The 14,534-nt window shown below is 66.9% G+C and carries 13 protein-coding genes; 9 read left to right on the forward strand and 4 right to left on the reverse strand.

What is annotated here, in order from left to right; translation table 11 throughout:
* Positions 1 to 258 precede the first annotated feature (258 nt).
* From ABZX86_RS21100 to ABZX86_RS21125, 6 genes are all read left to right on the forward strand, one after another.
* Positions 259 to 1,545, forward strand: coding sequence for an ATP-binding protein (locus ABZX86_RS21100; protein WP_355125767.1), 1,287 nt, complete (start codon positions 259 to 261; stop codon positions 1,543 to 1,545).
* Positions 1,542 to 2,528 (forward strand): hypothetical protein, encoded by a 987-nt coding sequence (locus tag ABZX86_RS21105; protein ID WP_355125769.1) that lies wholly within the window; start codon positions 1,542 to 1,544, stop codon positions 2,526 to 2,528. Before ABZX86_RS21100 ends, ABZX86_RS21105 begins: the two co-directional genes overlap by 4 nt.
* A gap of 126 nt (positions 2,529 to 2,654) precedes the next feature.
* Positions 2,655 to 3,683: a tetratricopeptide repeat protein gene (locus ABZX86_RS21110; RefSeq protein WP_355125771.1), complete on the forward strand. Its 1,029-nt coding sequence runs from the start codon at positions 2,655 to 2,657 to the stop codon at positions 3,681 to 3,683.
* Between the two features lie 53 nt (positions 3,684 to 3,736).
* Positions 3,737 to 4,720, forward strand: coding sequence for a hypothetical protein (locus tag ABZX86_RS21115; RefSeq protein WP_355125773.1), 984 nt, complete (start codon positions 3,737 to 3,739; stop codon positions 4,718 to 4,720).
* An 87-nt stretch (positions 4,721 to 4,807) separates the two neighbouring features.
* A complete protein-coding gene (locus ABZX86_RS21120) occupies positions 4,808 to 5,236 on the forward strand; it encodes a Fur family transcriptional regulator (RefSeq protein WP_327143241.1) in 429 nt (142 codons plus the stop codon).
* A gap of 20 nt (positions 5,237 to 5,256) precedes the next feature.
* Entirely contained in the window at positions 5,257 to 6,720 is a 1,464-nt protein-coding gene (locus ABZX86_RS21125; RefSeq protein WP_355125775.1) for a catalase, read from the forward strand.
* 65 nt (positions 6,721 to 6,785) lie between these two features.
* Here ABZX86_RS21125 and ABZX86_RS21130 read toward each other — a convergent pair whose 3' ends face one another.
* The gene (locus ABZX86_RS21130; RefSeq protein ID WP_355125777.1) at positions 6,786 to 7,385 is read right to left on the reverse strand and encodes a TetR/AcrR family transcriptional regulator; all 600 of its coding nucleotides are present in this window, start codon (positions 7,383 to 7,385) and stop codon (positions 6,786 to 6,788) included.
* A 120-nt stretch (positions 7,386 to 7,505) separates the two neighbouring features.
* On the opposite strand from ABZX86_RS21130, the gene ABZX86_RS21135 reads away from it, so the two are divergent.
* Both ABZX86_RS21135 and ABZX86_RS21140 read left to right on the forward strand, forming a co-directional pair.
* Entirely contained in the window at positions 7,506 to 8,246 is a 741-nt protein-coding gene (locus ABZX86_RS21135; protein WP_355125779.1) for an SDR family oxidoreductase, read from the forward strand.
* A gap of 330 nt (positions 8,247 to 8,576) precedes the next feature.
* The gene (locus tag ABZX86_RS21140) at positions 8,577 to 9,722 is read left to right on the forward strand and encodes a low temperature requirement protein A (RefSeq protein ID WP_355125781.1); all 1,146 of its coding nucleotides are present in this window, start codon (positions 8,577 to 8,579) and stop codon (positions 9,720 to 9,722) included.
* A gap of 1 nt (position 9,723) precedes the next feature.
* On the opposite strand, the gene ABZX86_RS21145 is transcribed toward ABZX86_RS21140, so the two are convergent.
* The gene (locus ABZX86_RS21145) at positions 9,724 to 10,479 is read right to left on the reverse strand and encodes a TetR/AcrR family transcriptional regulator C-terminal domain-containing protein (RefSeq protein ID WP_355125783.1); all 756 of its coding nucleotides are present in this window, start codon (positions 10,477 to 10,479) and stop codon (positions 9,724 to 9,726) included.
* A gap of 155 nt (positions 10,480 to 10,634) precedes the next feature.
* On the opposite strand from ABZX86_RS21145, the gene ABZX86_RS21150 reads away from it, so the two are divergent.
* Positions 10,635 to 12,191 (forward strand): MFS transporter, encoded by a 1,557-nt coding sequence (locus ABZX86_RS21150; RefSeq protein WP_355125785.1) that lies wholly within the window; start codon positions 10,635 to 10,637, stop codon positions 12,189 to 12,191.
* A gap of 120 nt (positions 12,192 to 12,311) precedes the next feature.
* Here the strand turns inward: ABZX86_RS21150 and ABZX86_RS21155 are convergent, their stop codons facing one another.
* Together ABZX86_RS21155 and ABZX86_RS21160 are read right to left on the reverse strand one after the other, a co-directional pair.
* Positions 12,312 to 13,337, reverse strand: a complete 1,026-nt coding sequence (locus ABZX86_RS21155) for a phosphotransferase family protein (protein WP_355125787.1) — start codon at positions 13,335 to 13,337, stop codon at positions 12,312 to 12,314.
* Between the two features lie 2 nt (positions 13,338 to 13,339).
* Positions 13,340 to 14,455, reverse strand: coding sequence for a hypothetical protein (locus ABZX86_RS21160; protein WP_355125789.1), 1,116 nt, complete (start codon positions 14,453 to 14,455; stop codon positions 13,340 to 13,342).
* Between the last annotated feature and the right edge of the window lie 79 nt (positions 14,456 to 14,534).

Genomic DNA, 14,534 nt, shown 5'->3' on the forward strand with positions numbered 1-14,534 from the left:
CCGCGAAGTGACGTCGACACCCAACAAGCGCCTCTCGGCGGGTGGTCGCTCGTAGCGACGGAGGGTGAGGCCCGGGGCTGTTAACGATGCCGACAGTGGTGATCAACCGACCAGGTTGTGGTTCTATTCCAGCGCAACCGCTGTGACGTGCGTAACCTTGGCGCTTTCGGGGCCGCTCATCGGGAAATGAGCGGTGCGCGCTGTCGGCGTGAGCGTTTAGCATTCGGCACAACAGTCCGTACTTTGTCTGGGGGAGCATTGACCGACGATCCGGTGATCACCGAACTCCTGACCGTGCTCGCGCAGCATCCGGAGTTGCTCCCCCTCCGCACCCGGGTGATCGAGCTGCTCGCCGACCGCGGCCGCTACGCCGAGGCCCTGACGCACTGTGCCACCGCGCTCGGGCAGGACCCCGGCAATGCGGCGACCATGGCGCTCCTGCAGCGCTGCACCGCCGCCCTGGCCGCCGGTGCGGCAGCGGCGCCGCAGCTCACGCCGCCGGCGGAACCCGATGCCGCCACGCCGGTCGAACCGGCCGATACGCCGAAGTCCGCGCGCGGCAACGGTTTCGACTGGGATGCGGCGGAACGCGAGGTCGGCGACATTATCAAACCGGCCTTCGTGGACGACGACAGCGAACCGCTGGTGGTCACCGAGGGCGATGTCGGCATGTTCGAGAAGCCGAAGGTGGCGCTCTCCGATGTGGGCGGTATGGAGGCCGTCAAGAAGCAGCTGGACCTGTCGCTGCTGGGCCCGCTGCGCAATCCGGAACTGGCGCGCGCGTTCGGCACCAGCGCGCGCGGTGGCCTGCTGCTGTACGGGCCGCCCGGGTGCGGCAAGACCTTCATCGCCGCCGCGGTGGCGGGGGAGCTGGGCGCGAACTTCTATCCGATCGAGATCGCCGAGATCCTCGATATCCATTTGGGTGCGAGTGAACGCAACCTGCATCAGATCTTCGAGGTGGCGCGCCGCAATGCGCCGTGTGTGCTGTTCATCGACGAGATCGACGCGCTCGGCTACAAGCGCAGCCAGATGTCCGGTTCGGCGGGCCTGCGCACCGTGGTGAATCAGCTGCTCACCGAAATGGATTCGGCCACCGGCAATAACGAGGGCGTCTACATCCTCGGCGCCACCAATCATCCGTGGGATATCGATGTCGCGCTGCGCCGGCCCGGCCGCTTCGACCGCATGGTGCTGGTGACCCTGCCCGATCCGGAGGCCCGGGTCTCGATCCTGCGTCACCATCTGAAGGACCGCCCCATCGAGGGCATCGATCTCAAGGCCATTGCCAAGCGCACCGAATCCTTCTCGGGCGCGGACCTCGCGCACGTCTGCACCTCCGCCACCCAGCTCGCCATGGCGGACTCGCTGCGCACCGGCACCGTGCGCCCGGTCCGTATGGCCGATATCGATCAGGCGCTCACCCAGATCCGCCCCAGCACCGGCGCCTGGTTCGAATCCGCCCGCAATGTGGTCGAATTCGCCAATAACGACGGCACCTACGATGAGCTCGCCGCCTACATGAAGCGCATGAAGGTGCGGTGAGCGCGGAGCTCGACCGCGCCCGAATCCTCGTCGGCCTCAACCGTTTCGAGGCCGCCCGGGAGGAGCTGGCCCGGGCGCTGGCGGCGACGCCGGACGATGCCGAGGCGCTGACGCTGCTGGCGGTGGCGAGTCTCGGCCTGCGCGATCGTCGCGAGGCGGTCGCGCAGAGTACGGCGGCCCTGCGCGCGAATCCGGAATCCCAGTGGGCTTTGCGGGTATTGGCCCTGTCGAGTGTCGGATTGGCGGAGTCCGTTCGCGTAACAGACCGCGTGCAATGGCGCACCCTGCGCGAGCAAGCACGCGATGCGGCCCGGCGCGCTACGCAACTCGGTCCGTACGAACCACAGAATTATCGAGTGCTGGCCATAGTTCTGGAGTCCGCGGACCGCGATGCGGCGGTGCGCGCCCTGGCCCGCGCCATCGAACTCGCACCCGAGAATGCGGCCCTGCGGGTGCTGCACGCGGGCATGCTGCGCCGCACTCCCGGCGACACCAGGAAACAGTCGGAAGCGGCAGCGCGGGAGGCGCTTCGCATCGACCCGGAGAATGTCGACGCCCTGGAAGAGTTGGCGCTCAACGACATGATCTCCGGCCGGGTCCGCCCCGCCCGGCGCACTCTGCTCCGCGTCGCCGAATTGGACCCGTCTCGCGGCGACAGCGTTCGTGCGCGGCTGGCCACGCTCCGCAGCGGCGTGGTGTTCAGAATCGCGGCAACGCTGCTCCGCCGCTCCCGGACGTGGCCGGATCGCCCGGTCCGCCCGCCCCGCCCGCTCCCGCGGCGCCGCACCATCTTCGCGGTCACGGTCGGCGGCTTCTTCACCATCCGCCTATTGCTGTACGCCGCAGGCTGTTCCCCCGATTCCACCCCGGAAGCCCCTGTCCCACCCCCGACGTTCATGCCCACAATCGATCCGTGGCCGACGCTCGACAGCCCCTGGTTCACACTGCCGCCCGAGCCGGCCCCGCCTTCGGCGCATCCCTGAATTCAGGTGTACCGCCGCATTATTCGTTTCGTGAGATTTTTGGGGGATAGACGCCGATAGGCCGCGATGACCATTGTGGTAACGGCTGAACGATCGAGGTTTTGCTCGTGGAAAGGTTTTCGGGGGATGGACGGCAGAATTGCGAAGGCTCGCGTTTTGATGGAGTTGGGCCGGTTCGCGGGGGCGCGGGAGCTGCTGGGGGAGGTGCTGGCCGGGGATCCGGAAAACGCGGTGGCGCTTGCGGATATGGCCGAGGTGGCGTTTCGGCTGCGGGAGTACGGGCGGGCGCTGGAGTTCAGTGCGGCGGCGCTGCGGCGGACTCCGGAGGACACCTTCGTCTGGCGGGTGCGGGCGCTGGCGGAGCTGGCCTTGGCGCGGGACGCGAGCTTGGGGCCGGTGGTGGTGCGTGAGCATCGGGCCGCCGCGGTGGCGGCGGCACGGCGGGCAGTGGAGATCGACCCCGAAAATGCCGACAATCTGCGCATTCTCGCTGCCACGCTGCGGGACGAGGATCCGGTGGCGGCCCTGCAGAAGCTGGCCGCGGCGCTGGAGGTCGATCCCGACAATGTGGGGGTGTACCTGCTGCGCGGGCTGATTCTGCGGCGGAATCTGCGCGGGCCCGATTCGCTGCGGCTGGCGGAGGAGGCCTTTCGCGCGGTACTGCGCCTGGATCCGGAGAATGCGGAGGCGCTGTACGAGCTGGCGCTCATCGATCTGGAACGCGGCAATCGCGCTGCGGGAGAAGAACAATTGCGACGGGTGGCGCGATTGGATCCGGAGTACGGCGACGCCGTCCGCGAGAATCTGGAATGGCTGGCCAGAGAGGATGATCGCCTCGCGGCCGCTGCCCGGGCAACCGCCGAAACCACCCGTCCGGCCGGGCGCGACTACGGTCCGTCATCCACGGTTGCGGCGCGGCCGGCCGGTAAACCGCTGCGGGGGCGCAGGTACGGCTGGGCGATCGCGGCCCTGGTGTTCCTCATCGTCCGGCTGGCCGCGGCCGGTGTCGCCCATGATTCGGGGAGCCGATCCACCACGCCGTCCCGGCTCCCGTCGAATTATCTGCAATCCCAGATTCGCATCCCGTCTTTTCCGAACTGGCCCCGGCAGACCTTTCAGGTGCCGCCGATATCACAGCCGAAACCGAGCTCCTGACAATTGCCGTATGTTCGCTATGGAGAGTTTCAGAAGAACGGAACGTTGTACCCATGGCAGAAAAACAGCTCGACATGGAGATATTCGAATCCGCGATCGCTCTGGCGGTACGCGCGCCTTCGGTGCACAACACGCAGCCGTGGCGCTGGCGCCTCGCCGGAGGCGGTATCGACCTGCACGCCGACCGAACCCGTCAGCTGAATGTGTCCGACCCCACCCAGCGTGAATTGCTCTTGAGTTGCGGGGCTGCGTTGCATCATCTGCGAGTGGCATTGGCCGTGCACGGTATGGCCGCCGATGTCACCCATCTGCCGGACCCGGCGGATCCGGATCACCTCGCGCACATCGCGGTCACTCCGCAGCAGCCCACCGGTGCCGATATCGATCTCGCCGCCGCGGTCCTGCACCGCCAGTCGGATCGGCGGCGCTACGGTTCCCGCCCGGTCCACAGCCGTCACCTGCGTCAGGTCGCCGTCGGCGCCGCGGGCTTCGGCGCGGTGGCCCGCGAGGTTCCGCCCACACTGCGCGCGACCCTGGCCCGCACCACCCGCATCGCCGCCGATCGGCACGCCGCAAACCTCGACTACCTCGGCGAACTATCCGCCTGGAGTGGCCGGACCGGTGCGAATGACGGTGTCCCCGCGCGCAATTCCGCGTACATTCCGCCCTCCGACGAGATTCGGCAGCGGAAATTCGTGCAGCCCATGCTCACCGATCCGGCCCCGGCCCCGGATGCCTCGGCATGGCTGGTCCTGTGCACCCCCGCCGACGACCGCCGCGCCCAGCTGCGTGCCGGTGAGGCCGCCAGCGCGCTGCTGCTGACCGCGACGGAGCTCGGCCTGTCCACCTGCCTGCAGACCGAGCCGATCGAAATGCCGGATCTGCGTGCCGCCATCCGTGCCGAGGTGCTTTTCGACTGCGCGTATCCGCAGACCCTCGTGCGCCTGGGCTGGCCCTCGCCCGCCGCCGCGCCGCTCCCGCTGGCCCCGCGCCGCGAGCCCGCCGACGTGATCGACGGCTACGCCGCGGCCTGCTGACGAACCTTTCATCTACACCCGCCGAACCTCTGCCGGTACCCGTGCCTTTTCTTGACTTATTCCAGAAACGGGGGCAGTGTGGAGGGCATGCACTCCGGTTATGACGCTCGGGAGCGGCTGCGGGCAGTGGGCCTGCGGGTCACCGCTCCCCGGGTCGCGGTACTGGATGCGGTGGCCCTGGCCCCGCATTCCGATACCGACGGGGTGGCTGCGAAGGTGCGGGAGACGCTCGGATCGGTCTCCACCCAGGCCGTGTACGACGTATTGAAGGCCTGTGTGGGCGCCGGACTGCTGCGGCGGATCGAGCCCGCGGGCTCACCGGCGCTGTACGAGGCGCGCACCGGGGACAACCACCACCATCTGGTGTGCAGGAAGTGCGGGACAGTCGTCGATATCGACTGTGTCGCCGGCGCGGCGCCCTGTCTGGAACCCGATCAAGCCCACGGTTTCACCATTGATGAAGCCGAGGTCGTGTTCTGGGGGCTGTGCCCCGAATGTGGCCCACAGTCGTCCTAACACCTCGAGGAGGCTTTCGAATGACCAAGCCGACCACCACCAATACCGGCACCCCGGTCGTGAGTGACAACGAATCGCTCACCGCCGGCACCCAGGGCCCGATCCTGCTGCACGACCACTATCTGATCGAGAAGCTGGCCCAGTTCAACCGGGAACGCGTCCCGGAGCGCATCGTGCATGCCAAGGGCGCGGGCGCCTTCGGCGAACTGGTGGTCACCAATGACGTCAGCCGCTTCACCAAGGCGAAGCTGTTCCAGCCCGGCGCCCGCACCGAATCGCTGGTGCGTTTCTCCACCGTCGCCGGTGAGCAGGGCAGCCCCGACACCTGGCGTGACCCGCGCGGATTCGCGATGAAGTTCTACACCGAGGACGGCAATTACGACCTCGTCGGTAATAACACCCCGGTCTTCTTCATCAAGGATCCGATCAAGTTCCCGGACTTCATCCGATCCCAGAAACGCCTGCCCGGCAACGGACTTCGCGATCACAATATGCAGTGGGACTTCTGGACCCTGCGCCCGGAGACCGCGCACCAGGTGACCTGGCTGATGGGCGATCGCGGTGTGCCCAAGTCCTACCGGCATATGAATGGGTACGGCTCGCACACCTATCAGTGGATAAACGCCGCGGGCGAACGCTTCTGGGTGAAGTACCACTTCAAGACCGATCAGGGTGTGGAGAGCCTCACCCAGGCCGAGGCGGATACCCGCGCGGGCACCGATCCCGACTTCCATCGCCAGGATCTGTGGGAGTCCATCGAGCGCGGCGACTTCCCGAGCTGGACGGTGAACGTACAGGTCATGCCGGTCGCGGACGCCGAGGGCTACCGCTTCAATCCGTTCGATCTGACCAAGGTGTGGTCGCACAAGGACTACCCGCTGATCGAGGTCGGCAAGTGGACGCTCAATCGCAATCCGGGCAATTACTTCGTCGAGATCGAGCAGGCCGCCTTCGAACCGTCGAATGTGGTTCCGGGCATCGGTTTCTCGCCCGACAAGATGCTGCTGGGCCGCGTGTTCGCCTATGCCGACGCGCACCGCTACCGCATCGGCGCCAACTACGCGCAGCTGCCGCCGAACCGGGCCAAGGCCGCGGAGGTGAACTCCTACTCCAAGGAGGGCGCCATGCGGTACGAGTACAACGGCGCGGATGTGCCTGTGTACGCACCGAATTCGTACGGCGGACCGCATGCGGACCCGTCGCTGGCGCCCGACGGCGGCCTGTGGGACTTCGAGCCCACCATGGTGCACGCCGGATACATCGAGCACGCCGAGGACGGCGATTTCACGCAGCCGGGCACGCTGGTGCGCGAGGTGCTGAACGATGATCAGCGAGATCGCCTGGTGGGCAATGTGGTCGGGCATGTGCTCGACGGGGTGCAGGAGCCGGTGCTGAGCCGCGTCTTCGAGTACTGGAAGAACATCGATTCCGAGATCGGCAAGCGCATCGAAGAGGGTGTGCGCGCCGGGCTCAACGGCAAGTGAGCCGCAGCTAGTCGAAAGTCACGGGCCCGCATGGTGATTCGTCGCCATGCGGGCCTTTGTGCGCGCTACGCGCCATGGATGATCGAGTCGGTGAGGCGATCGGCGGTAGCGCGGTCGAGCGGGGCGTGGCCGAGTATGAAGCGGTACCAGAAGACGCCGTAGAACTGATCCACCATGAGATCGAGGTCGGCCCCGGCGGGCAGTTCGCCACGCTGCTGTCCGCGAATGAGTATGTCGTGCACGGTCGTTCGCCGCTGGGCAGTGAAAGCGCGCATGAGTTCGGCCAGGTGCGGATCGCGTGCGGCCTCGCGGGCCACGGTGCGCAGTGCGGGGCCGGTCGGTTTCCGCTGTGCGCCCGTGAAGGTGGCCTCGACGACGGTGCGCAGATCCTCCCGCATCGATCCGCTGTCGGGTGCCGGAACGTCGATCGTGGCCCGCTCGAGCAGTGCGTCGAGCAGCAGTGCGCCCTTCGACGGCCACCACCGGTACACGGTCTGCTTCCCGACCCCCGCCGCCTTGGCGATGGCGTCGATGGTGATGGGTGCGCCGTCCGATTCGGCGAGCAGTCGCAGGGCGGTATCCAGGATGGCCTGGTGCGTTGCCTCATTGCGCCGCCTGCCCGTGTGCGGCCGCTCCGGATTGGGCTGTGCCCCGGTTGATTTCACGCTCCACCTCCTGTGATTCAACTCACTGCTTTGTCGAGACTAAAAGTCTCGATAGCACTGTTATCAAGACTGTAGGTCTCGTAAGGATAGAGCGGGACAACAGCGAGAGAGGCGTCAGACATGACCACCAATGATTCAGCCACCGTGCAGCGCGTCGTCGTCATGGGCGGCAGCTCCGGTATCGGCGAGGCCACCGCCACCGCTTTCGCCGCCGGCAATGCCGAGGTCGTGATCACCGGCCGCACCCAGGACAGGATCGATGCGGCCCTGGCCCGGATCGGCGGCAAGAGCACCGGCTTCCGCATGGATGCCACCGATCAGGCCGATATCGAGGCCTTCTTCGCGCAGTCCGGCCCGATCGACCACCTGGTCATCGCGGTCAGCGGGGCGGCGGGCAGCGGTCCCTTCGCGGAACTGAACCTCGATGATCTGGCCGCGGGCTTCGATCAGAAGTTCTGGGCCCAGGTCCGCATCCTCAAAGCCGCACTGCCGCACCTGAACCCGACCGGCTCGGTCACCCTGATCACCGCCGGTTCGTCCCGCGCCGCCTTCCCCGGTACGGTCGGCCTGGCCGCGATCAACGGCGCCCTCGACGCCATGGTCCCGCCGCTGGCCGTGGAGCTCGCGCCGGTGCGCGTCAATGCCGTCTCGCCCGGCGTCATCGACACCCCGTGGTGGGATCGCGTCCCGGCCGCCCAGCGCCAGGCCCTCTTCGACGGCATGGTCGCCACCACCCCGGTCGGCCGCGTCGGCCGCCCCGAGGATATCGCCCGCGCCGTCCACATGCTCGCCACCAACGGCTTCATCACCGGCGTGGTCCTGGACGCCAACGGCGGCACCAACCTCCCCACCGGCCGCTGATCGCACACTCCGCCAGCTGCTGACCTGGTCAACTCCCGATCACCGACCAGGTCACCGAGCTGATCAACGACCAGGTCGCACAAGTAGTTTGGTGACATGCTCGACCCCCAGGCGCCGAACCCGGACACGCCATCAGATCCGCCCCGTCATTCCGGCGTGCTTTCGGCCGGAATCCACGAAACCCTGTTGAGGCTCCGCCTGCGTGGATCCCGGCCAAAAGTGTGCCGGGATGACGAGGGGCGGTCTCGGGATGACGAGGGTCGGTCTCGGGATGGCGGGGGGAATGGTTCCGGCACGCTCGGCGATCACAGCGCCGTCGCGGATTCTGCTGTGGCGGTGGAGGTTACGGTGCCGCGGCGGGCTACCTGGTTCGAATGTTTCGGGGATCTGGTGTTCGTGGCCGCTATCGGGCAGGTGACGCATCGGGTGGGGGCGCATCCGGATGGAGGGTCGGTGGCCGCGGCGGCGGGGTTGTTCGTGCCGCTGTGGTGGGCGTGGGTTTTGTATGCGGTGCATGCGAATCGGGCCGATCGCGATTCGAATCCGCATCGGCTGCTGACCACCGCCGGGCTGGCGGGGATCGTGGGTATGGCGGTGTTCGCGGGCGGGGTCGGGCGCGGGTCGGATGCCGATGCGGGGTTCGTGATCGCGTATCTGGTGGCGCGGGCCGGTGTGGCGGCGCTGTACGGGTGGGATTCGCGCCGGGATGCGGCGCTGCGGCCGGTATTCCGTTCCTTCACACTGGGTTCGGCGGCGAGCGCCGTATTGTGGCTCGGCGGACTGGTTTTCGAGGCCGGGGCGCTGCGCTACGGCATCTGGGCGGCCGCCATGCTCTTCGAATTGGCGCTGCCGCTGCTGGCCGGCCGGCGGCTGGCCCGGGTCTCGCAGGAGACCGAACATCTGCAGGAGCGCTTCGGGCTCTTCACGATCATCGTGCTCGGCGAATCGGTGCTCGGTTTCACCAATGGCCTGGCGGCGGCCCGCACCGCGAGCTGGGCCGGGGTGACGGCGGTGGCCGCCTTCGCGCTCACCGCCGGGCTGTGGTGGTCGTACTTCAATGGCGGCAAAATGCGGCCGAACGCGCACGCCCAGCTGGCCCGGACCGGAAAGCTGCTGCACATCTACGTTTTCGGGCATCTGCCGCTGCTGCTGGGCCTGGCCCTGACCGGTGCGTCGATGGGTATCGCGGTGTCCGGCGGCGGTTCCCATCTGAACCGCACCGCCGCCGCGTGCATTGTCGGCGGCGTGGCGGTCTATCTGCTCTCGGTGGCGATGATTCGCTCCGCCTTCACCGGCTTCGGGGAGGGTGTGGTGGTGATCCGGGTGGTCACCGCGGCGCTCGCCCTGGCTTCGCTCCCGCTCGCAACCCATGTTCCGGTTGCGGCATTGCTGACCGCGCTGGCGGTGCTGCTTGCCGTCTCGGTCATGGTGGAAGCCCCGTTCCATCGCCGTCGAATGGCCATCGCCGCAGCGTGATTCAGCGCTTCCCGCGCAGCTCCGGGTCGAGTCCGTCGAGGATGCAGCCGATCTGGATATCGAACTGCTTGCGCTGCAGTTCATTCATGTCCAGATTCGGATCGGCGGTGATTTCTCCGAAGCTGGTGTAGCGCCGGTGCAGTGTGGGGTACGGGCGGGCGGCGATCTCGGCGGCGGGCCAGAGCTTGCGGTACCACTCGATCTCGGTGAGTCCGCTGCGCCGGAAGGTGTTCCGGCTCGCGGCCTCACTCAGGGCGATGCCCATGACGAACGAGAAGATCACCGTCACCGCGGTATCGGCCTCGGCCGGTTCGAATCCGGAGCCTTCGAGCAGGCTGAGGAAGGATTCGTTGAGCCGCAACATACTCGGCGCCAGATACATCAGGCCGATCTCGCCGAGCACCGATGCCAGCCAGGGATGGCGCAGCATCAGGTCGTGCAGTTCGTGGGTGAAGGCCAGAATGGGCGGCCGCCAGCCGTCCGGCCCGGCCACCGGCGGCGTCAGCTCACTGAACACGGCATCGGTGACGAGCTCCATGAGCTCGTCCTTATTGGCCACATGCGTATAGAGCGAGGTCGCCCCCGCGCCGAGCCGCGCGCCGAGTTTGCGGAAGCTCAGCGCCTCGATGCCCTCGGAGTCGAGTAGGGCGAGCGCCTCGGACACGATCTGCTCCCGGCTGAGTGCGGGTTGCTCGCGCCGGCGCCGCTGTGGTTCGCGCGTCCACACCGACTGGATCTGCTGTTCTGCCTCGCCCATGACGTCTTCTCCTTTGTCAGCCGTCAGCATATCGCCTGCTAGAACGCTGTTCGAAACTCGGGACGCTGTTCGGTATTGCGAACAGTGTACGTAAACCGTACAGTGTTCGACAACACCGAACACTGTACGGAGAGAACGTTCCGAAGGGGATCGAAATGACTGCCAACACATCGGCCGCGACGGCGGATTCGCCAGCGGCCCAGCGCAATCCGAAGCGCTGGCTCATCCTGATCGTGCTCTGCCTGAGCTCGCTGGTGCTGGTCATCGACAATATGGTCCTGAATGTGGCGATCCCGGAGATCTCCACCGATCTCGGCGCCACCGGCCAGGACATCCAGTGGGTGATCGACTCCTACATCCTGGTCTTCGCCGGCCTGCTGCTCACCTCGGGCAGTCTCTCGGACCGGTTCGGCCGCAGGCTGGTGATGGTGCTGGGCCTGATCCTCTTCGGCGCGGCCTCACTGCTCGCCGCGTACGCCACCACCCCGGAAATGCTCATCGCCGGGCGCGTGATCATGGGTGTCGGCGGCGCGCTCATCATGCCGAGCACGCTGTCGATTCTGATCACGGTCTTCGATGAGCAGGAGCGCCCCAGGGCGATTGCCTCGTGGAGCGCGGTCGCCATGATCGGCATGGTCGGCGGCCCGGTCATGGGCGGCGTACTGCTCAACCACTTCTGGTGGGGTTCGGTCTTCCTGCTCAATGTCCCGATCGCCGTGGTCGCCATTGTCGCCGCGCTGGCGCTGATGCCGGAGTCGAAGGGCCCGTGGACCGCGCCGGATCTGCCGGGCATGGTGCTCTCGATCGTCGGCACCACCGCGCTGGTGTGGACCATTATCGAATTCCCGGGTCATGGCCTCGCCGAGGTCTGGCCGTCGCTGCTGGTCGCGGTCATCGGCTTCACCGCCTTCGTGATTCGTGAGCTGAAGGCCGAGCATCCGATGGTTCCGCTGCACCTGTTCCGCAATCGCGTCTTCACCGGTTCCAGCTTCTCCCTGGTGCTGGTCACCTTCGCCAATGCCGGTCTGCTGCTGGTCCTCACCCAGTACCTGCAGTTCGTGCTGGACTACTCGCCGATCAAGACCGCGGTCGCCTTCACCCCGATGGCGCTGACCGCGCTGGTGTTCAACATGATCGGCGCCGGTCTGGTGGGCAAGCTGGGCGTCCGCAGCGTCACCATCGGCGGCCTGCTGGTACTGGCGGCCGGAACCGGAGTGCTCTGCACGCTGACCGCGGACTCCGGATTCTGGCTCCCCGCAACGGCTATGGCACTGGTGGGTGCGGGCGCGGGTCTGGCCATGCCGGCCGCGATCGGTGCGCTCATGGGCGCGGTGCCGCCGGAGCAGGCCGGTGTCGGCTCCGCGCTGAACGACACGATCCAGCAGACCGGCGGGGCCCTGGGTGTGGCGATTCTGGGTGCGGTGCTGGCGAGCACTTACACCGATTCGATGCCGGATTCGGCTCCGGAGGCGGCCCGCGCGAACATCGCCCCCGCCGTCATGAGCGGTAACGGCGAACTGATCGGCGCGGCGCGGGAGGCGTTCACCACCGCCATGTCGCACACCTTCGCCGCCGGTGCGGCGGCCGTCCTGACCGCGTGCGTGGTCGCCTTCTTCCTGATGCGAGGTGCGAAAGCGGCTGGCGCGGAGCAGGTTTCGGCCGAGGTGTTAGACGCAAGCGAGTTGGCCGACGCTCACGAGTACGCACAGTAGGGACTCCGTGCGGGAGAATCCCCCGTCATCCCGGTGCGCTTTTTGGCCGGGATCCACAGGAGCCGATGTATTGCGGCCGGTGTGGATCCCGGCCAAAAGCATGCCGGGATGACGAGGAGATCAGGGCAGCAACTGCTCGATTCGGGTGGTGCAGAAGCCGGTGATATTCATTTCCGGCGGTAATTGGATCCGATTCGCCATGCGCAGCAGGGGAACCGACAGCAGCACGGCCGCCAGGATCTCGTTGAACACCAGGTTGCGGACCGGCATTCCGGTGCGCTTCTCGTAGTACGCGATGGTCTCCTCGCGGGTCGGCGTTCCGGGCAGCGGCGCATGACCCTCGAATTCGCTACTGGCCCAGTCCAGGAACAGCAGCCAGCCCAGATCGGCCTCGTGATCGCCGAGATACGCGATCTCCCAATCCAGCACGCCACTGACCTGGAAGTCCTTGTCGTACAGAATGTTCGACATGCGGGCATCGCCCCAGCAGAGTGTGGTGTGCTCCGGCACGTAGCTGTTGTCCCGCAGGTAGGCCAGCGCCCGCTCATAGGTCTCGGGCAGTGCTCCCTCGGTGGCCCAGCGCAGTGCCGAATCCAGATAGTTGACGATCTGCTCGACCGGCCCGCTGCCGTGCTTCGGCATCGCCAGGAAATCGAGATCCAGTGCGCGCCAATCCAGCCGGTGGATATCGGCGATGGTGTCGACGCATCCCCACCACATGCGCTCGCGCTGCTCGGGTGTGGCCTCGAAGTAATTGCCCGCCGAATGGTACGAGGGGTAATCACTGGGCGCCTGGCCCGTGAGCCGGTTCATCACGAAGTACGGACTGCCGAGGGTTTCGCCCTCCCGGTCCAGCCACAGCGGTGTGGCGACCGGAATATCGGTAGCTGCCAGCCGCTTCATGACCAGCACCTGCCGCAGCAGGTCGTAGTCGGGGAACAGCGACATCTCCGGCGGTCGCCGGAAAACCAGGGGCAGCGCGCCGCTTTCGTCTTCGACCTCGAAAAGGAAGGTCTCGGTGGCGAATCCGCGATCGGTGCGATTGAAATTGCGAACTCGGGCCGCGCCGGATACCGGGAAGTTCTGGTGCACAGCGGGTTCCAGTGCCGCTGCCAGCCGCTCTGCTGACAGTCGCTCGGTGCTCAAGGTCAGTACCCCTTGTATCCGTAGCGCTCGTTGCGGCCCATGAAGACCATTTCGACGAGCCCGTAGCCGACCTTGCCCTCGGTTTCGACCTTGCAGAAGGTCTCGCTGAGCATGCTGGCCTGCTTCAGGTCGGCGGTGTCGGTGAGGTCGGCGACAAAGCTGTCGCTCCAGTCCTCGCCCTTCCACAGGCCGGAGGCGTACCCGCGGTAGAAGTCGTAACCGGCGATGCCGGGCCAGAAGTCGCCGACCGGGGTGATGGTGAATTCCCGGGTCTTGCCGAGGGCGTCGACGATAGTGAAGGTGCCGCCGCTGACAATGCGGAAATCGTCGCGGAAGGTCAGATCGTGGCCGGCGTCGCGGACCGGCTGTGGCTCGGTATCGGAGCCGAGCGGCGAGAGAATATTGCCCTCGAAGTGCCAGCGGGCGCCCTCGGGCGTCTCGCGCTGCGCGAAATGCACCAGCTCATCCTCGAATTGGAAGATGCCCATGTAGTAGAGGACGCCGTCCGGGATCTCGTTCGGCTGCAGTGTTCCGGCGCCCTCGTTGATGGCGCCGCCGCCACCGCCGTGCCGGGTGCCCCAGGAGTGATCGCGGCCGAACCACCAGTCCGCGGGATCGATCTCGATGCGCTCGCCGTCGTACTCCAGCCAGCCGGAGACGCGGCCGTTCTGGTAGTACCGCCGGGCATCCTCGCGGACGCGGCCGCGGGTGCGGAAGAAGGCGGGCTCCTGCTCGTAAGCCGGGAACTGCGCATCGAATTCGAGCTGCAGTTTGATGCCGTGCTCATTGTCGGCGAGGGTGGCGCGCACCTTCCGCAGCGGCTCGATGATCTCGTAGGTGAACGGCCCGACCTGCCAGGAGCCGATCCCGTCGTAGCGGGCGTCGATCTGCCGGGACATGCGGATGGTGTGCGCCTTGTCGCCGATGGTGATCATGGCGTAGGCGTCGATCAGGTTCCGGTTGGGGTAGCGCGCCATGCCGGTCATCACGCTCACCCGGCGGGTTTTGTCGAAGCCGTACATGACCACCCGCTCGGTCCAGCGCAGATCGCTCTGCTGGACGTGGTCGAAGGTGGTGGGCAGCTGGTGGCAGAGCAGTTCGTCCTGGGGGGTGAGCATCGGCGGGTGCCTCTCGGTGCATGTGGCCGCGGCCACACAATTAGAATACGAGGTGCAGCGTATTTGAAACCTGTTCTGG

This window comes from Nocardia sp. NPDC006630 (assembly GCF_040611495.1).
Taxonomy (GTDB): Bacteria; Actinomycetota; Actinomycetes; order Mycobacteriales; family Mycobacteriaceae; genus Nocardia.

Coding starts and splice junctions, on each gene's coding strand:
- ABZX86_RS21135 (WP_355125779.1), top strand. CDS start 7,506: ATGACCACCAATGATTCAGCCACCGTGCAGCGCGTCGTCGTCATGGGC.
- ABZX86_RS21110 (WP_355125771.1), top strand. CDS start 2,655: ATGGACGGCAGAATTGCGAAGGCTCGCGTTTTGATGGAGTTGGGCCGG.
- ABZX86_RS21150 (WP_355125785.1), top strand. CDS start 10,635: ATGACTGCCAACACATCGGCCGCGACGGCGGATTCGCCAGCGGCCCAG.
- ABZX86_RS21125 (WP_355125775.1), top strand. CDS start 5,257: ATGACCAAGCCGACCACCACCAATACCGGCACCCCGGTCGTGAGTGAC.
- ABZX86_RS21120 (WP_327143241.1), top strand. CDS start 4,808: ATGCACTCCGGTTATGACGCTCGGGAGCGGCTGCGGGCAGTGGGCCTG.
- ABZX86_RS21160 (WP_355125789.1), bottom strand. CDS start 14,455: ATGCTCACCCCCCAGGACGAACTGCTCTGCCACCAGCTGCCCACCACC.
- ABZX86_RS21145 (WP_355125783.1), bottom strand. CDS start 10,479: ATGGGCGAGGCAGAACAGCAGATCCAGTCGGTGTGGACGCGCGAACCA.
- ABZX86_RS21115 (WP_355125773.1), top strand. CDS start 3,737: ATGGCAGAAAAACAGCTCGACATGGAGATATTCGAATCCGCGATCGCT.